The organism is Pseudomonas sp. IT-P100, assembly GCF_949767185.1.
GTDB classification, from domain to species: domain Bacteria; phylum Pseudomonadota; class Gammaproteobacteria; order Pseudomonadales; family Pseudomonadaceae; genus Aquipseudomonas; species Aquipseudomonas fluorescens_B.
The window spans coordinates 34,683-50,679 of the sequence record NZ_CATKQK010000057.1 but is presented as its reverse complement, the minus strand read 5'-3'; the positions used below and the strand labels follow the sequence as shown (position 1 = coordinate 50,679).

The window sequence follows — 15,997 nt, the reverse complement described above, 5'->3', positions numbered from 1 at the left end:
GGTTATCATGCGCACACTAAATCGCCTGTTGCTGGCTGGCTTGTTTGCAATCGCACCATTGGCCGTCATGGCGGCGGACGATGCGCCATCGCCGGAACCGGATGTGACCATCCGCACCGAAGGCGACAATATGATCAAGGAGTACCGCCAGAACGGCTTCCTGTATGCCATTCAGGTCACTCCGAAGGTCGGAAAACCGTACTTTCTGGTCCGCGCGGATGGATCGGACGGTAACTTCATCCGCTCGGATCAGCCGGATATGCTGATTCCGTCGTGGAAGATCTTTGAATGGAAGTAGGTTCTTAATTTCAATCGGCGCTGGCTCAATCAGCGGCGCCCGTACTGGCAGCTAAAACATGTCTGTGTTCACCCCGCTGGCTCGGCCCGAGCTGGAAACCTTTCTCGCCCCATACGGGCTCGGCCGCCTGCTTGATTTCCAAGGGATTGCCGCCGGTAGCGAAAACACCAATTTCTTTATCAGCCTGGAACAGGGCGAATTTGTCCTGACCCTGGTTGAGCGCGGTCCGGTTCAGGAAATGCCGTTCTTCATTGAACTGCTGGACGTGTTGCATGAGGCCGACCTTCCGGTGCCTTATGCCTTGCGCACCACCGATGGCGTCGCCTTGCGCGAACTGGCCGGTAAGCCTGCGCTGTTGCAGCCGCGCCTGCCCGGCAAGCACATCAAGATTGCCAACGCACAGCATTGCGCCCAAGTGGGCGAGTTGCTCGCGCACCTGCATCTGGCAACCCAGGCCAACATGATCAAGCGCAAGACCGATCGTGGGCTGGACTGGATGCAGGAAGAGGGCACGCAGTTGTTGTCGCACCTGAATGCCGAGCAGAGCGATTTGCTGCAGCGGGCGCTGGATGAGATCACTCAACAGAAAGAGAAGATCCTGGCGTTGCCCCGGGCCAACATCCACGCGGACCTGTTCCGCGACAACGCGATGTTCGAAGGCACGCACCTGACGGGATTGATCGACTTTTACAATGCTTGCTCGGGGCCGATGCTCTACGACGTGGCGATTGCGCTGAATGACTGGTGTTCGGATGACGACGGGTTGATCGATGGGCCGCGAGCTCGGGCGTTGCTTGGAGCGTATGCAGCGTTGCGGCCATTCACCGCTGCCGAGGCGGAGTTGTGGCCAACCATGCTGCGGGTGGCGTGCGTGCGGTTCTGGTTGTCGCGGTTGATTGCCGCAGAGTCTTTCGCCGGGCAGGACGTGTTGATTCACGATCCGATGGAATTTCAGCAGCGGTTGGCACAGCGGCAGAAGGTCAGCACGCCGCTACCTTTCGCCCTCTGAATTGTGACGAGGGAGCTTGCTCCCGCTGGCGTGCAGCAGGCCCATCTTGGGGCCGCTTCGCTGCCCGGCGGAGCAAGCGCCCTCGCCGCAGGGTATCGCAGTGTTACAGCGACTCCAGACACCCCGCCAAATCATTTCCCAATTTCTCCAGCACCTGCTCATAACCTTGAGCAGTTGCCGGCGTGTATCCGCCCAGCGCATCCAGTTCCGCCAGTTTCACCGGCAGGCCAGCCACCAGTGTTTCCGCCAGGCGCGGACGCAATGGCGGTTCACTGAACACACAGGTCTTGCCCACTTCCTGCAACCGCGTGCGCATTGCCGACACATGCTGGGCACCCGGCTGGACTTCGGCGGCGACGCTGAACACACCCGTGTGCTTCAGGCCGTAAGCGTCTTCGAAGTAGTCGAAGGCTTCATGGAACACAAAGTACGGCTTGCCCGCGATACCCGCCAGCCGCGCCTTCAAGCGGAGGTCCAGCGCATCCAGGCGCTCATCGAACGCCTTGAGATTGCTTTGATAACGCGCCGCATTGGCCGGATCGGCAGCACTTAAATCAGCGGCCATTTTCGTCGCGATCACCCGAGCATTGACCGGCGACAGCCACAGGTGCGCATCCAGGCTGCCCGGACGGTGATCGTGATCATGCTCATCGGCTTCTTCGGCGTGGGAGTGACTGTCTTCGGCGAAGCGACGCAATTTCAGACCCGGCAGATCCTGCACGGCCACGCTCGGCAACGTACGACCATTCAGCACGCGAGGCAGGAAACCTTCCATGGACGGACCGATCCAGTAAACCAGATCCACCGATTGAACCTTCCGTACGTCGGAAGGGCGCAAGGCATAGTTATGTGGGGAGGCCCCCGGCGGAAGCAGTACCTCGGGGATCGCCACGCCGTCCTGCACCGCAGCGGCAATCAGCTGTAGCGGCTTGATGCTGGTGAGGACCTTGACGTCGGCTTGAGCAGAACCAATCAACAGAAAACTGGCGACAAATGCGACAAAGATAGAAAAAAGTCGGGACACGATGACCACTCGAAGAGGCGAGAACGGGTAACATAATAACGTCTCTCACAAAACTCGTCGCCGCTCATGCCTAAAACACCGATTGCCAGCCGTCCCCACGACCACTCTCATTGCGTTCACAGCGCACTGTCTGAGGCCGATGCCCTGTGCGCACGTCAAGGCCTGCGCCTGACCGCCTTGCGCCGGCGGGTGCTGGAACTGGTGTGGCAAAGCCACAAGCCGCTGGGTGCCTACGACATTCTTGCCGTGCTCAGCGAGCAGGATGGCCGCCGCGCCGCGCCACCGACCGTGTACCGCGCGCTGGATTTCCTGCTGGAAAACGGTCTGGTGCACCGCATCTCCTCGCTGAACGCCTTCGTCGGCTGCAATCACCCGGAACACGCCCACCAGGGCCAGTTCCTGATCTGCCGTGAATGCCACGCCGCCATCGAACTTGAGCAGAAGTCCATCAGCGACGCGATCATCGGCAGCGCCAGGGATGTCGGATTCGTCGTTGAAAGCCAGACCGTTGAAGTGGTCGGCGTCTGTTCGGGTTGCCAGGGGGCTTGATGAGCAACGCGCTGATCCGCCTTGAGCAGGTTGCCGTCACCTTTGCCGGGCAAAACGTGCTGGATAACATCGAACTGAGCGTCGAACCGGGGCAGATCGTTACCCTGATCGGTCCCAACGGTGCAGGCAAAACCACCCTCGTGCGGGCGGTGCTCGGCTTGTTGAAGCCGGACAGCGGCAGTGTGTGGCGCAAGCCGAAACTGCGGGTCGGTTACATGCCGCAAAAACTTCATGTCGATCCGACGCTCCCGTTGTCGGTGCTGCGCTTCTTGCGGCTGGTGCCCGGTGTGGATCGCACGCGTGCGTTGGCGGCACTCAAGGAAGTGGGCGCCGAACAGGTGATCGACAGCCCGGTGCAAAGCGTTTCCGGTGGTGAAATGCAGCGCGTGCTGCTGGCTCGGGCGCTGTTGCGCGAGCCTGAATTGCTAGTGCTGGATGAGCCGGTGCAGGGCGTCGACGTAGCGGGGCAGGCCGAGTTGTACAGCCTGATCACCCGTCTGCGTGATCGTCACGGTTGCGGCGTGTTGATGGTTTCCCACGATTTGCATCTGGTCATGAGCACCACCGATCAAGTGGTCTGCCTCAACCGTCATGTCTGCTGTTCCGGTCATCCCGAGCAGGTCAGCGGCGATCCGGCTTTCGTCGAGTTGTTCGGAAAGAACGCACAAAGCCTGGCGATTTATCACCACCATCACGACCACGCCCATGATCTGCATGGTTCGGTGGTCACCACGGCCCCGACGGCCCAACCCCACGTTCATGGAGATAGCTGCAAGCATGGCTGATTTTCTGCTCTACGCCCTGCTTGCAGGCCTGGCCCTGGCGCTGGTGGCGGGTCCGTTGGGATCTTTCGTGGTCTGGCGGCGCATGGCTTATTTTGGCGACACCCTGTCTCACGCAGCCTTGCTCGGCGTGGCGTTGGGCTTTCTGCTGGATGTCAGCCCGACGGTAGCCGTTACCGTCGGCTGTTTGTTGTTGGCGGTGTTGCTGGTGACCTTGCAACAGCGTCAGCCACTGGCATCCGACACGCTTTTGGGAATTCTCGCACCGAGCACGCTCTCTTTGGGCTTGGTGGTACTAAGCTTCATGCACGAAGTGCGGATCGACCTGATGGCCTATCTGTTCGGCGACTTGCTGGCGATAAGCCCGACCGATCTGGCGTGGATTCTCGGCGGTAGCGCGGCCGTTCTGGCCCTGCTGGTGACGCTGTGGAGGCCTTTGCTGGCGATCACGGTGCATGAAGAGCTGGCCAGGGTGGAAGGTTTGCCGGTGCCGGCGCTGCGCCTGACCCTGATGTTGCTGATCGCCGTGGTGATCGCGGTGGCGATGAAAATCGTCGGTGTGTTGTTGATTACATCGCTGTTGATCATCCCTGCGGCTGCGGCACAACGTCACGCCCGGTCGCCGGAACAGATGGCACTGGGGGCGAGCCTGCTGGGCATGCTCGCGGTGTGTGGCGGGTTGGCATTGTCATGGTTCAAGGACACCCCGGCAGGCCCGTCGATCGTGGTGACGGCCGCCGCGCTGTTTCTGCTGAGTTTTGTCCTGCCCCGTCGAGGGGTGTAGACTTGCTCGTTTTTTGCGCAAATAGAGAGTCGCAGGAATGAAGCTGTTAGCCTCCCGTTATCTGCTCCTTGTTGCATTTTCGCTGCTACTGGGCGCCTGTCAAAGCACGCCACCAGCGGCCACCGAGGTCACTGATGCGCAGGCCACGGCCATCGCACAGCTCGAGCAAAGCCTCGCCAGCAGCGAGCTGGCCACTGCTGAAGATCAACTGGCTGCCTTGCAGGCCGGGTCGCCAAACGACCCATCGCTTGTGCAGTACCAACGGCAACTCGCCGAAGCCTATCTGCAACGCAGCCAGATCGTGCTGCAAAAAGGCGATGTGAATGCTGCTGCCACCGCCCTGAGCCGGGCGCGGGCACTGATGCCCAAGGCGCCGGCGCTGACCGGTGGGGTCAACAACGCGATCGTCAATGCGCGCAAGGCAGAGCTCGATAGAGCTGAAGCGGCGCTGCTGGCTGCCGAGGCTAAACCGCAGGCGAAGGTGATTGATCCGACCGCTGAAAGCACCACGGTAGCGCTGAATCTCACCGATATGGGCAAACTTCGTCGGCAACTGGATGCGATCGCGGCCGATGTAGTGAATTACCAGTGCGACGTGAGCATACAGGCGCCGCGCACGCAGGATTATCCTTGGTTGGCGACGTTGTTGACCAAGCGGGTGAAGAAGCTGGACTCGAATTTCGATCTGAATCTTCAGAAGCAGATCGTGCGCAACATTCCGGCGCAGATTGTCTTGAGTCCGCGTAAACCTTAAAAGCATCGCGAGCAGGCTCGCTCCCACAGTGGATTGAGGTGACCCTTTATTTGTGGTGAACCCATAACCCTGTGGCAGCGAGCCTGCTCGCGATAGCGTCCTTGCTATTGATTCACAACCTAAGCCGGAATCGCCTTGGCCTTAGGTTCCCGATCCCAAACCCGATGCTGCCCGATCGCCGCGAAAAACGCTTTGATCAACTTCGCGTCCGTCCCCACGATCAACCCCGCATCAGCTTCCAGTTTCAACATATCCAGCAGTTGCTTGGCCTCGCCTTGCAGCGCGATAGCCTTCAAATGCTTATACGCCTCCAGCACGTAATGCAGCGCCACGCCATCACCGCTCAACGCTTTGATGGATGCCGCGCCACCTGGCACAAAGACCGCATCGAAGGCGATGGATGGCATGCCTTCCATGGAGGCATCCACCGGCAGCGACTTGCCATCGGCCGTTGTCACCGGGGCGGACGTCGGGCCGAGCAACTTGGCGTGCGCGCCTTCAGCTTTCAGCGCTTTCTTCATGGCATCGATTGCAACGCCATCGACACCGTTGGCCGCCAGAATCGCGACTTTTCGGGTTTTGATATCGCCGGGCAACAAATTGGCCTGGCTCAGGGCGGGTGAACGGTCCAGGGATATTTTCGGTACATCGACCGTCCCGGCCTTCGGTGCCGGCAAGCCAAGGTTCTGCGCCACACGCTTGGCCAGTTCCAGGTCGATGTTGGCAAGGATCTCATTCACTTCGCGCGCACGGATAAATTCCCGCTCAACCTTGCCCAGCTCAAAGCTGTAGGCCGCAATGATGTGTTCCTGCTCGTGTTTGCTCATGCTGTGAAAGAACAGTCGCGCTTGAGAAAAGTGATCGCTGAACGACTCGCTGCGCTGGCGGATCTTGTTGGCATCGATGCGCTCTGGATACGTCTCGAAACCTCCATCCTGCGCGGCGGGCGGTGTTTCCTTCGGCCAGCCACCGTCGATGGAATTCGGCTCGTAGGACGCGCGACCCTTGTCGATGGTGGTGCGGTGCATCGCATCCCGTTGGCCATTATGGAAGGGGGCGACCGGACGGTTGATCGGGATCTCGTGAAAATTCGGCCCGCCGAGTCGGCTGATTTGCGTATCGGTGTAGGAAAACAACCGACCTTGCAGCAACGGATCGTTGGAGAAATCGATCCCCGGCACGATGTGCCCCGGGCAGAAAGCGACCTGCTCGGTTTCGGCGAAAAAGTTGTCCGGGTTACGGTTGAGCACCATTTTGCCCAGTGGGGTGATGGGTACGATTTCCTCGGGAATGATTTTGGTCGGGTCGAGAATGTCGAAATCGAAGGCATGTTCGTTTTCCTCCTCGACGACCTGTACGCCCAATTCCCATTCCGGGTAATCGCCCATCTCGATTGATTCCCAGAGATCGCGGCGGTGGTAGTCGGTGTCTTTACCGGCGAGCTTCTGGGCTTCATCCCAGACCAGCGAGCAGGTCCCGGCGGAAGGGCGCCAGTGGAATTTGACGAAGCGTGATTTGCCCTCGGCGTTGATCAGCCGGAATGTGTGCACGCCAAAGCCCTGCATGCTGCGCAGGCTTTTCGGGATCGCTCGGTCGGACATTGCCCACATCACCATGTGCGCTGATTCCGGAACCAGCGAGACAAAGTCCCAGAAGGTGTCGTGCGCCGAACCGCCCGTAGGAATCTCGTTGTGTGGCTCCGGTTTTACCGCGTGAACGAAGTCAGGAAACTTGATCGCGTCCTGTATGAAAAACACCGGCATGTTGTTCCCCACCAAGTCGAAGTTGCCTTCGTCGGTGAAGAACTTCACGGCGAAACCGCGTACATCGCGCACGGTATCGCCTGACCCGCGCGGGCCTTGCACTGTGGAAAATCGTACGAAGACCGGGGTTTTCTTACCCGGGTCCTGTAAGAAACCGGCCTTGGTCAGTACGGAATGGTTTTCATAGGTCTGGAAAAAACCATGAGCCCCAGTGCCCCGGGCATGGACGATGCGCTCCGGGATCCGTTCATGGTCAAAGTGCGTGATCTTTTCACGCATGATGAAATCTTCCAGCAACGATGGCCCGCGGGCGCCGACTTTCAACGTGTTCTGATTGTCCGAAACCTTCACGCCCTGGTTAGTGCGCAGGGCCTGTTCGGTGGCGTCGGAGCGAAATTTTTCCAGGCTGTCGAGCTTGGCATTGGTGTTGCCGCGGTCCAGTGTGTCGGTCCCGGCCATTGCGCTTTTAGGTGCGGCAGGCTTTTTAGTACTCATCAGTCGTTAACTCCTCGTTGCGATTCCTGCCGTAGCCAGGACTCTTATGTATTCCCCAGGCACGGCACCGGGGGGCGTTTTCGAGTTGCCTTATTAGTGACTGATGGGGTTTTTAGCCGTTCCTTTTTTATGACCTTTGATCGCGTTATTGCCAAATGAAAGGTTGAATGCGGAATAAATGCTAATAACCTCTATACGGACAGGCTAAAATGCGCGCCCGGCTAACCGCTGATCCTTTTCTAACGCGCCCCACAAGGTTCGCTACGTGATCGAGTTTCAAAACGTCCATAAAACCTACCGCGTCGCCGGTAAGGATATTCCCGCCCTGCACCCGACCAGTCTGACGATTGAAAACGGTCAGGTCTTCGGCCTGATCGGTCATTCCGGTGCGGGAAAAAGTACTCTGCTGCGTCTGATCAATCGCCTGGAGAACTCCAGTGGCGGCAAGATCATCGTCGACGGCGAAGAAGTCACGGCGCTCGACGCCAACAGCCTGCGACGTTTTCGTCAGCAGGTCGGGATGATTTTCCAGCACTTCAACCTGCTGGCGTCCAAGACCGTTGCCGACAACGTCGCGTTGCCGCTGACCCTTGCGGGCGAATTGTCGCGCAGCGAGATCGACCAGCGTGTGGCCGAGTTGCTGGCGCGGGTTGGCTTGTCCGATCACGCCAAAAAGTACCCGGCGCAGTTGTCCGGCGGCCAAAAGCAGCGCGTCGGGATTGCTCGTGCGCTGGCCACCAAGCCGAAAATCCTGCTGTGCGATGAAGCCACCAGCGCCCTGGACCCGCAGACCACAGCGTCGGTCCTGCAATTGCTGGCCGAGATCAACCGCGAGCTGAAGCTGACCATCGTCCTGATCACCCACGAGATGGATGTGATCCGTCGCGTCTGTGACCAGGTTGCGGTCATGGACGCGGGTGTGATCGTCGAGCAAGGTTCGGTGGCCGAGGTGTTCCTGCATCCCAAGCACCCGACTACCAAGCGTTTCGTGCAGGAAGACGAGCAGATCGACGAAAGCGAACAGCGCGACGATTTTGCTCACGTGCCAGGCCGTATCGTGCGCCTGACCTTCCAGGGCGAAGCGACCTACGCGCCATTGCTGGGGACTGTCGCTCGGGAAACGGGCGTGGACTACAGCATCCTGGCCGGTCGTATCGACCGCATCAAAGACATCCCCTACGGGCAATTGACCCTGGCGGTCACCGGCGGCGACATGGAGGCGGCGTTTGCCCGCTTCACCGCGGCTGATGTCCACATGGAGGTGCTGCGCTGATGGAAGCCCTGACAAGTTTCTTCGCCAATATCGACTGGTTCGAAATCTGGCTGGCCACTGGCGATACCCTGCTGATGCTCGGCGGTTCGCTGTTGTTCACCGTGCTGCTGGGCCTTCCGCTAGGCGTGCTGTTGTTCCTTTGCAGCCCGCGTCAGTTGCTGGAAGCCAAAGGCGTATACGCAATGTTGTCGCTGGTGGTGAACATTCTGCGTTCGCTGCCCTTCATCATTTTGCTGATCGTGATGATTCCGTTCACCGTGTTGATCACCGGCACTTCGCTAGGTGTTGCCGGTGCAATTCCTCCGCTGGTGGTGGGTGCCACGCCGTTCTTCGCACGACTGGTGGAAACCGCCCTGCGTGAGGTGGATCGCGGCATCATCGAAGCGACACAGGCCATGGGCGCGACGACACGTCAGATCATCACCAATGCCTTGCTGCCAGAAGCCCGCCCGGGCATCTTCGCGGCGATTACGGTGACAGCTATTACACTGGTGTCGTACACGGCGATGGCCGGCGTGGTGGGTGCGGGTGGTCTGGGTGACCTGGCGATCCGTTTTGGCTACCAGCGTTTCCAGACCGATGTGATGGTCGTCACCGTGGTATTGCTGCTGGTTCTGGTTCAAGTGTTGCAAACCGTTGGCGATAAGCTGGTCGTACACTTCTCGCGTAAATAAGTCATGAGCCGGCCATTCGCTGGCAGGCGCCATGCGCCTCACAAGGAGTTTGCTGAATGAAAAAACTACTCGTCGCGTTCGCTGCTGTTGCAGCTTTTTCCGCCCACGCCGGCACCCTGACCGTTGCGGCCTCCCCGGTCCCGCACGCAGAAATCCTCGAATTCGTGAAACCGGCCCTGGCCAAGGAAGGCGTGGACCTGAAAGTCAAAGTCTTCACCGACTACATCCAGCCGAACGTGCAAGTGGCCGAGAAACGCCTGGATGCCAACTTCTTCCAGCACCAGCCGTACCTCGATGAGTTCAACAAGGCCAAGGGCACCAACCTGATTTCCGTGGCCGGTGTGCACCTGGAACCCTTGGGCGCTTATTCGAGCAAGTACAAAGCGCTGACCGAACTGCCGGGCGGCGCCAACGTAGTGATCCCTAACGACGCCACCAATGGCGGCCGCGCGCTGTTGCTGCTGGCGAAGGCTGGCCTGATCAAGTTGAAGGATTCGAACAACATCCTGTCGACCGTCAAGGACATCACCGAGAACACCAAGGACCTGAAATTCCGCGAACTGGAAGCCGCGACCCTCCCGCGCGTACTGACCCAGGTCGACCTGGCGCTGATCAACACCAACTACGCGCTGGAAGCCAAGCTTGATCCGGCCAAGGATGCGCTGGTTATCGAAGGCAGCGACTCGCCGTACGTGAACATCCTCGTTGCCCGTCCGGACGACAAGGACAGCGAAGACATGAAGAAGCTGGTTGCCGCGCTGCACAGCCCGGAAGTGAAAGCCTTCATTCTCGAGAAGTACAAAGGCGCGGTAGTGCCGGCGTTCTGATCTGAAGCTGTAACGAAAAATGGGGCGCATTCAAATGCGCCCCATTTTTTTATGCCTGAAACACGGACCCTGCAGGAGCCGGGTGTTATTTGCGGTTAAGCATCACCGGCAACTGCGCCACCAACTTGGCGTTGTTCAACGGCGCCCGGATGAACCCGCGCTGCGTCCCGTCCGGCCCGATCACCGCCAGGTTGCCGCTGTGATCAACCGTGTAATTCGGCTTGCTGGTGTCCGCCGGAATGAACGGAATGCTCACCGCGTTGGCCAGCTTCTGAATGTCCTCGACCGAGGCCGCCGTCAGCCCTTGAAACTGCGGGTCGAAGTAACCCAGGTATTGCTTGAGCTGCTTGGGTGTATCGCGGTTCGGATCGACGCTTACCAGGATGATCTGCAATTTATCCACAGCCTCCGGCGGCAATTCGCTCTTGATCTGGCGCAGCTGGGCGAGGGTGGTCGGGCAGATGTCCGGGCAGAAGGTGTAGCCGAAGAACAGCAACGACCACTTGTCTTTCAACGCATTGACCGCCACCGGTTTGCCGTCCTGATCGGTCATCGTCACGTCCGGCAGGTTGCGGCTTTGCGGCAACAGGATAATCCCGGCGTCGATCAGTGCCGTAGGGTCACCCTGGCCTTTGCCGGACAGCACTTTGTTGATGGTCAGGCCCAGGACCAGCGCGATCAGGGCGACAAGGATGAAGACGGTTTTCTGGGTTCGAGTCATAGGTTCAACAGTAGGTAGTGGTCTACGAGCAGCGCGATAAACAGCAGGAACAAGTACCAGATAGAGTACTTGAACGTGCTGATCGCCGCGTGCGGCCGAGTGCCACGGTACAGCACGACGGCCCATTGCAGGAACCTCGCGCCAAGCCCGACGGCGCAAATCAGGTAGAGGACGCCGCTCATGTGAATCACGTACGGCATCAGGCTGACGGCCAGCAACGCGAAGGTATAAAGCAGGATATGAATTTTCGTGTAGTGCTCGCCATGGGTCACCGGCAGCATCGGAATATCGGCCTTGGCGTATTCCTCTTTGCGATGGATCGCCAGCGCCCAGAAGTGCGGCGGGGTCCAGGCGAAGATGATCAGCACCAGCAGCAGCGGTTCGGCACTGACGTGACCGGTGGCTGCGGTCCAGCCGAGCAGCGGCGGGGCGGCACCGGCCAGGCCGCCGATGACGATGTTCTGTGGCGTCGCGCGTTTGAGGAAACCGGTATAGACCACGGCGTAACCGAGCAGGGAAGCCAGGGTCAGCCACGCCGTCAGTGGATTGGTGAACGCCAGCAACAACGCCTGACCCAGCACCGCCAGCACCAATGCAAATGTCAGCGCAGCCTTCGGTGACACCCGGCCTTCGGCCAAGGGCCGTTTGTGTGTGCGCGCCATCACCGCATCGATCCGCCGGTCCACCACATGATTGACCGCCGCCGCCCCGCCGGCACACAACGCGATCCCCAGATTGCCGAACACCAGCACCGTCCATGGCACCCCGGCGCGGGTCGCGAGGAACATGCCGACCAGCGAGGTGATGAGCATCAGCACCACCACTTTCGGCTTGGTCAGCTCCAGGTAGTCACGCCAGATCGCCTGGCTGTGACGTGCGCCGATCAGAGTCGCCATGGCATCTCTCCTTTTATTGTTATGGGCCCGGCTGAGTGTTTGCGCGGGCTGAAGCGCCAGCGCGTCGGTTGTTTGACCCGAACCAGACTGGTCCGGGCGTGGTAATTGACCAGCACCATTGTCAGCAACAGCGCTGCGCCGCCGGCGTTATGCGCGACAGCCACCGGCAGCGGAAGGTGAAACAGCACGTTGCTGATGCCGAGGGTGATCTGTGCGGCGAGAGCAATCAGCACCAGGCCCGCCAGGCGTGTCATGCCGACGACTTTCAGTTGCCACGCCAGACCGAACAGCACCAGCGTCACCAACAGCGCGCCAATGCGGTGAGTCAGGTGAATCGCCGTGCGCGCATCGCTGTCGAGCTGCCCGCCCAGGTAATTGGGGCCGATGTGTTGGGTCAGATGAAAGCCGTTGGCGAAATCAGCGGGCGGCAGCCATTGCCCGTGACAGGTCGGAAAGTCGATGCAAGCCACCGCCGCGTAGTTGGAGCTGACCCAGCCACCGAGGGCGATTTGCAGGATCACCAACAGCAATCCGGCCGTCGCCCAGTACTGCAAACGCCGCGGCACCGTCAGCGCCGGCAGTACGCCGGACAGGCGCAAGGTCAGCAGAAACAACAGGCTCAACGTTGCGAAACCCCCGAGCAAATGCCCGGTCACCACTTGTGGCCAAAGCTTGAGCGTTACTGTCCACATGCCGAACGCCGCTTGGGCGATTACCACCGCCAACAGGAACAATGGCAGCTTCACCGGTTGCCCCGGATGCCGACGATGCACCCAGGCGCGCCCGGCCAGTACCAAAATCAGCAACCCCAGTGTGCCGGCAAAGTAGCGGTGGACCATTTCGTTCCAGCCCTTGTGCGCCTCGACCGGGGCATCGGGAAAATGCAGTTCGGCATGAGCCAGCTGGGCTTCGCTTTTCGGCACGCTGATAAAGCCGTAGCAGCCCGGCCAGTCCGGGCAACCGAGGCCGGCGTGGGTCAGGCGGGTGTAGGCACCGAGCAACACCACGATCAGTGCCAGCAAGGTGGCAAACAGCGCGAGGCGAAATCCAGGTTTGGCCATGACGATGCCCTTATCCGATGTTCGACAGTTTCAGCAAATGGCGCAGGTCATTGAGCAAGTCCTTGCCTTTCACGGTTGGGTCGTAGCGCAGCACCAGATTGCCGTGCGGGTCGATGATCCACAGCTGCGGCACGGTTTGATCGCCAGTGGTCTTGCTGAATGTGGTCAGGTCCATGGGATAACGCTGCAACTGCGGGTATTCGCGGGTCAGCTTGGCGTCGTAGTCGCTGTTCAGCGGTTGCGCGGCAGCCAGGGCGTGACTGGCGCGCCCGGCATCACGGCCAAGGCCGATCTGGACTTGTCGCGCCAGATACACCAACTGCTGGCAATCAACCGAACACTCCTTGGGCGCGGTGACCAGCAATTGCCAGCGGTCCTCCTGCGCCTGCACGCCAAGGTCGGCGCGGGTCTGGCCGTTGCCGATCAGCTCGCCGTGATAGCTGCGACCTTCCGGCACCCAGAACTGCAACTTGTACATGCCGGTGGCGAGGATCATCGGACCGATCACCCCAAGCAGGATCAGCAGCAGCTGCAAGCGACCCTTGCGCCGGTTCGCCGGCGTTTTCGCCTCAGACATGCTGGGTGGATTCATGGCCGCTCCCATGGTGTTTCTCCTTTGCGTTGTGCCAACCGAGATAGACGTAGAGGCCGAGCAGGGCGATCGACATGGCGAACCACTGCACGGCATAAGCGATGTGTTTTTCCGGCCCCATGGCCACTACCGGCCAATCGGCCTGGTAGGACGCGGGGCCGGTTTCTGCGCGTAATTCGTAGGCGAACCCGTCACGGTCCAGCGCCGCCCAGAGCTTGGAAGGTTCGACCGCGGTGACTAATCGAGGCCAGGTGGTGGTGCTCGGATCGGCCTGCAATTGAAAGGTCGCGCCGGGCGAGACGTAGACCCAGGCATCCAGGCTCAAGGCCTGAGTCGGCGTGGTGAATTGCGGCGGTGTGCGCCGGTCCGGCCACGGCAGCCAGCCGCGATTGACCAGCAGCCACAGTCCGGTCGCCTGCTCCTGAAACGGTTGCAGCAGCTCGACGCCGACTTTGCCGTCGCGCTGGCGGTTATCCAGCAACAGGCTGTGCGCCGCATCGAACTGGCCGTGCAGGCGAACCCGGCGAAACGCCGGATCTTCGGTGTGTTGCAGCTCGGTGCTGGCCATCGGCGCGGCGGCACGGCGCTCGGCATAGGTGTGCAGCAACGCGCTTTTCTCCGCGCCCCGGCTCAGTTGCCAGAAGCCGAGCGAGACCAGCAGCGGCAGCAGGAGCGCGACCACCAGCGTCGGTACGATGCCCGGCCGAAAGCGCTTCATGGCTTCGCCAGAAAGTCGGTAGTCGCGATAGCTATACTCAAGTGCATCGCCTTTCCCCCGGAGTCCCACCATGCTCAAAGCAGCCATCGTCCTGATGCTGATTGCCACGGTTGTCAGCCTGTTCAGCGGCCTGTTTTTTCTGGTCAAGGACGACAGCAGCTCGAACCGCCTCGTCATTGCCTTGAGTGTTCGTGTTGCCCTGGCCGCCATCACCGTCGGCTTGATCGCCTGGGGTTTTTTCAGCGGCCAGCTGGTGTCGCATGTGCCCTGGTAAGCCTCAGAGCACGTAGACGAAAACGAACAGTCCGATCCACACCACGTCCACGAAGTGCCAGTACCAACTCGCCGCCTCGAAGCCAAACTGGTGCTCGTTATCGAAATGCCCACGCATGACCCGCATCAGCATCACGAAGAGAATGATGGTGCCGATAGTCACGTGAGCGCCGTGGAAACCGGTGAGCATGAAGAACGTCGCGCCGTAGATGCCCGAACCCAGGGTCAGGCCCAGTTCGTGGTAAGCATGCAGGTACTCTTCGGCCTGAAAACCGAGGAACGCGCAGCCCAGCAACACGGTGATCGCCAGCCAGATTTTCAATGCGCCGCGGTGGCCTTTTTTCAAGGCGTGGTGGGCGATGGTCACGGTGACGCTGGAGCTCACCAATAGAATGGTATTGATCAGCGGCAAGCCCCAGGGACTGATAACTTCCTTCGGCGGCGGAAACAGTTTGGAATCAGGGTTGTTCAGCAATGGCCAGACGAATTCGAAGTTCGGCCAGAGCATATGTGCGATGCCTTTGGGACCTTCACCGCCGAGGGCCGGACCGGAAACGTGGCGCACGTAAAACAGCGCACCGAAGAACGCGATAAAGAACATCACCTCCGAGAAAATGAACCAGCTCATGCCCCAGCGGAACGAGCGGTCCATCTGCGCGCTGTACAAGCCGCCGCGACTTTCCTTGATGACCGTGCCGAACCAGCCGAACAGCATGTACGCCAGCAGCAGGCCGCCGACGAAAAAAATCAGCGGGCCGTGGGATTCCGGCCGCGCCGCTTTCAGATCGTTGAACCAGGTGGCCAGGCCGAACACGGTGACGAACATCCCGACCGTGGCGATGATTGGCCATTTGCTCTGGGCCGGAACGTAATAATGTTCATGAGTTGCCATTTATTGTTCTCCTTATCGGGCACGCTCAGCCGCCAGTATTTACAGCCACCGGTGGATGTCGGGCGGTGATATCGAACAGCGTGTAGGACAGCGTCAGGTGCTTCACATCCTTGGGCATGTCACGGTCAACGATGAAACGTACCGGCATCTCGATCCGTTGACCGGGCTGCAGCACTTGCTGGGTAAAGCAGAAACATTCGGTCTTGTGGAAATACGCCGCCGCGGCGCTCGGCGCGATGCTCGGCACCGCTTGCGCGCTCATCGGCTTGTCAGTGGGGTTGTGCGCGATGAAGATCATCTCGTTCACCGCCCCCGGGTTGGCCGTCAGCTCGTCGCTCTTGGGGTAGAAATCCCAGGACATGTCAGCCGAGTTGGTCGACAGGAACTGCACGCGGACCTGCCGCGAGGTATCGACGGTTTGTTCGCCCTCATACTGGCCGCCAGTCTTGCCATTGATGCCGAATGCCTTGCACATCACGTCGTAGATCGGCACCAGGGCAAACCCGAAAATAAACATCGCCACCACTACCAGCAGCAGGCGGGTGACCAGCTTCTTCATCGAAATCGAGTCAGCCATGGGATCCAGCCTCTACGCATGACCCGATAGGAGTG

At 60.0% G+C, this 15,997-nt stretch carries 19 protein-coding genes; 10 read left to right on the top strand and 9 right to left on the bottom strand.

Going from position 1 to position 15,997, the window contains the following annotated elements; all coding sequences use genetic code 11:
• Positions 1–7 precede the first annotated feature (7 nt).
• Positions 8–298, top strand: a complete 291-nt coding sequence (locus ACM6IQ_RS27075; RefSeq protein WP_414880282.1) for a DUF2782 domain-containing protein — start codon at positions 8–10, stop codon at positions 296–298.
• A gap of 58 nt (positions 299–356) precedes the next feature.
• Positions 357–1,307, top strand: coding sequence for a homoserine kinase (locus ACM6IQ_RS27070; protein ID WP_017341761.1), 951 nt, complete (start codon positions 357–359; stop codon positions 1,305–1,307).
• Between the two features lie 103 nt (positions 1,308–1,410).
• On the opposite strand, the gene ACM6IQ_RS27065 is transcribed toward ACM6IQ_RS27070, so the two are convergent.
• Positions 1,411–2,331 (bottom strand): zinc ABC transporter substrate-binding protein ZnuA, encoded by a 921-nt coding sequence (locus ACM6IQ_RS27065; RefSeq protein ID WP_031319205.1) that lies wholly within the window; start codon positions 2,329–2,331, stop codon positions 1,411–1,413.
• Between the two features lie 66 nt (positions 2,332–2,397).
• On the opposite strand from ACM6IQ_RS27065, the gene zur reads away from it, so the two are divergent.
• From zur to ACM6IQ_RS27045, 4 genes are read left to right on the top strand one after another with little or no spacing between them, the layout of a single operon-like run.
• On the top strand, positions 2,398–2,880 hold the full coding sequence (zur, locus tag ACM6IQ_RS27060) for a zinc uptake transcriptional repressor Zur (protein ID WP_017341763.1): 483 nt from the start codon (positions 2,398–2,400) through the stop codon (positions 2,878–2,880).
• On the top strand, positions 2,880–3,665 hold the full coding sequence (gene znuC / locus ACM6IQ_RS27055; RefSeq protein ID WP_017341764.1) for a zinc ABC transporter ATP-binding protein ZnuC: 786 nt from the start codon (positions 2,880–2,882) through the stop codon (positions 3,663–3,665). Before zur ends, znuC begins: the two co-directional genes overlap by 1 nt.
• Positions 3,658–4,446, top strand: coding sequence for a zinc ABC transporter permease subunit ZnuB (gene znuB, locus ACM6IQ_RS27050; RefSeq protein ID WP_017341765.1), 789 nt, complete (start codon positions 3,658–3,660; stop codon positions 4,444–4,446). Before znuC ends, znuB begins: the two co-directional genes overlap by 8 nt.
• A 37-nt stretch (positions 4,447–4,483) precedes the next feature.
• Entirely contained in the window at positions 4,484–5,200 is a 717-nt protein-coding gene (locus ACM6IQ_RS27045) for a PA5502 family lipoprotein (RefSeq protein WP_017341766.1), read from the top strand.
• Positions 5,201–5,319: 119 nt separating this feature from the next.
• On the opposite strand, the gene katE is transcribed toward ACM6IQ_RS27045, so the two are convergent.
• Complete coding sequence (gene katE, locus ACM6IQ_RS27040) at positions 5,320–7,458, bottom strand: catalase HPII (RefSeq protein ID WP_414880281.1); 2,139 nt, start codon at positions 7,456–7,458, stop codon at positions 5,320–5,322.
• 265 nt (positions 7,459–7,723) lie between these two features.
• On the opposite strand from katE, the gene ACM6IQ_RS27035 reads away from it, so the two are divergent.
• From ACM6IQ_RS27035 to ACM6IQ_RS27025, 3 genes are read left to right on the top strand one after another with little or no spacing between them, the layout of a single operon-like run.
• Positions 7,724–8,731, top strand: a complete 1,008-nt coding sequence (locus ACM6IQ_RS27035) for a methionine ABC transporter ATP-binding protein (RefSeq protein ID WP_017341768.1) — start codon at positions 7,724–7,726, stop codon at positions 8,729–8,731.
• Complete coding sequence (locus ACM6IQ_RS27030) at positions 8,731–9,405, top strand: methionine ABC transporter permease (RefSeq protein WP_008002212.1); 675 nt, start codon at positions 8,731–8,733, stop codon at positions 9,403–9,405. The genes ACM6IQ_RS27035 and ACM6IQ_RS27030 overlap by 1 nt, the downstream gene beginning before the upstream one ends.
• Before the next feature lie 56 nt (positions 9,406–9,461).
• On the top strand, positions 9,462–10,232 hold the full coding sequence (locus ACM6IQ_RS27025; protein WP_084317508.1) for a MetQ/NlpA family ABC transporter substrate-binding protein: 771 nt from the start codon (positions 9,462–9,464) through the stop codon (positions 10,230–10,232).
• An 85-nt stretch (positions 10,233–10,317) separates the two neighbouring features.
• Here ACM6IQ_RS27025 and ACM6IQ_RS27020 read toward each other — a convergent pair whose 3' ends face one another.
• The 5 genes from ACM6IQ_RS27020 to ACM6IQ_RS27000 are packed head-to-tail and all read right to left on the bottom strand — an operon-like array spanning position 10,318 to position 14,220.
• Positions 10,318–10,953 (bottom strand): SCO family protein, encoded by a 636-nt coding sequence (locus ACM6IQ_RS27020; RefSeq protein ID WP_017341770.1) that lies wholly within the window; start codon positions 10,951–10,953, stop codon positions 10,318–10,320.
• Positions 10,950–11,849 carry a heme o synthase gene (gene cyoE / locus ACM6IQ_RS27015; protein WP_017341771.1) on the bottom strand — a complete coding sequence of 300 codons (900 nt, stop codon included), beginning with the start codon at positions 11,847–11,849 and terminating at the stop codon, positions 10,950–10,952. The genes ACM6IQ_RS27020 and cyoE overlap by 4 nt, the downstream gene beginning before the upstream one ends.
• Entirely contained in the window at positions 11,837–12,910 is a 1,074-nt protein-coding gene (locus tag ACM6IQ_RS27010; protein ID WP_017341772.1) for a COX15/CtaA family protein, read from the bottom strand. Before ACM6IQ_RS27010 ends, cyoE begins: the two co-directional genes overlap by 13 nt.
• A 10-nt stretch (positions 12,911–12,920) precedes the next feature.
• Entirely contained in the window at positions 12,921–13,514 is a 594-nt protein-coding gene (locus ACM6IQ_RS27005) for a hypothetical protein (RefSeq protein WP_031319206.1), read from the bottom strand.
• Entirely contained in the window at positions 13,480–14,220 is a 741-nt protein-coding gene (locus ACM6IQ_RS27000) for an SURF1 family protein (RefSeq protein ID WP_017341774.1), read from the bottom strand. Before ACM6IQ_RS27000 ends, ACM6IQ_RS27005 begins: the two co-directional genes overlap by 35 nt.
• Positions 14,221–14,290: 70 nt before the next feature.
• Here ACM6IQ_RS27000 and ACM6IQ_RS26995 point away from each other — a divergent pair, with 70 nt between their 5' ends.
• The gene (locus tag ACM6IQ_RS26995) at positions 14,291–14,494 is read left to right on the top strand and encodes a twin transmembrane helix small protein (RefSeq protein ID WP_008152470.1); all 204 of its coding nucleotides are present in this window, start codon (positions 14,291–14,293) and stop codon (positions 14,492–14,494) included.
• A 3-nt stretch (positions 14,495–14,497) separates the two neighbouring features.
• On the opposite strand, the gene ACM6IQ_RS26990 is transcribed toward ACM6IQ_RS26995, so the two are convergent.
• On the bottom strand, positions 14,498–15,385 hold the full coding sequence (locus ACM6IQ_RS26990; protein WP_017341775.1) for a cytochrome c oxidase subunit 3: 888 nt from the start codon (positions 15,383–15,385) through the stop codon (positions 14,498–14,500).
• A 25-nt stretch (positions 15,386–15,410) separates the two neighbouring features.
• The gene (locus ACM6IQ_RS26985) at positions 15,411–15,962 is read right to left on the bottom strand and encodes a cytochrome c oxidase assembly protein (protein ID WP_017341776.1); all 552 of its coding nucleotides are present in this window, start codon (positions 15,960–15,962) and stop codon (positions 15,411–15,413) included.
• Positions 15,963–15,997 lie beyond the last annotated feature (35 nt).

Coding starts and splice junctions, on each gene's coding strand:
- katE (WP_414880281.1), bottom strand. CDS start 7,458: ATGAGTACTAAAAAGCCTGCCGCACCTAAAAGCGCAATGGCCGGGACC.
- ACM6IQ_RS27020 (WP_017341770.1), bottom strand. CDS start 10,953: ATGACTCGAACCCAGAAAACCGTCTTCATCCTTGTCGCCCTGATCGCG.
- ACM6IQ_RS26985 (WP_017341776.1), bottom strand. CDS start 15,962: ATGGCTGACTCGATTTCGATGAAGAAGCTGGTCACCCGCCTGCTGCTG.
- znuC (WP_017341764.1), top strand. CDS start 2,880: ATGAGCAACGCGCTGATCCGCCTTGAGCAGGTTGCCGTCACCTTTGCC.
- ACM6IQ_RS27005 (WP_031319206.1), bottom strand. CDS start 13,514: ATGGGAGCGGCCATGAATCCACCCAGCATGTCTGAGGCGAAAACGCCG.
- ACM6IQ_RS27030 (WP_008002212.1), top strand. CDS start 8,731: ATGGAAGCCCTGACAAGTTTCTTCGCCAATATCGACTGGTTCGAAATC.
- ACM6IQ_RS26995 (WP_008152470.1), top strand. CDS start 14,291: ATGCTCAAAGCAGCCATCGTCCTGATGCTGATTGCCACGGTTGTCAGC.
- zur (WP_017341763.1), top strand. CDS start 2,398: ATGCCTAAAACACCGATTGCCAGCCGTCCCCACGACCACTCTCATTGC.
- ACM6IQ_RS26990 (WP_017341775.1), bottom strand. CDS start 15,385: ATGGCAACTCATGAACATTATTACGTTCCGGCCCAGAGCAAATGGCCA.
- ACM6IQ_RS27045 (WP_017341766.1), top strand. CDS start 4,484: ATGAAGCTGTTAGCCTCCCGTTATCTGCTCCTTGTTGCATTTTCGCTG.
- ACM6IQ_RS27025 (WP_084317508.1), top strand. CDS start 9,462: ATGAAAAAACTACTCGTCGCGTTCGCTGCTGTTGCAGCTTTTTCCGCC.
- ACM6IQ_RS27010 (WP_017341772.1), bottom strand. CDS start 12,910: ATGGCCAAACCTGGATTTCGCCTCGCGCTGTTTGCCACCTTGCTGGCA.
- ACM6IQ_RS27075 (WP_414880282.1), top strand. CDS start 8: ATGCGCACACTAAATCGCCTGTTGCTGGCTGGCTTGTTTGCAATCGCA.
- ACM6IQ_RS27000 (WP_017341774.1), bottom strand. CDS start 14,220: ATGAAGCGCTTTCGGCCGGGCATCGTACCGACGCTGGTGGTCGCGCTC.
- ACM6IQ_RS27070 (WP_017341761.1), top strand. CDS start 357: ATGTCTGTGTTCACCCCGCTGGCTCGGCCCGAGCTGGAAACCTTTCTC.
- cyoE (WP_017341771.1), bottom strand. CDS start 11,849: ATGGCGACTCTGATCGGCGCACGTCACAGCCAGGCGATCTGGCGTGAC.
- znuB (WP_017341765.1), top strand. CDS start 3,658: ATGGCTGATTTTCTGCTCTACGCCCTGCTTGCAGGCCTGGCCCTGGCG.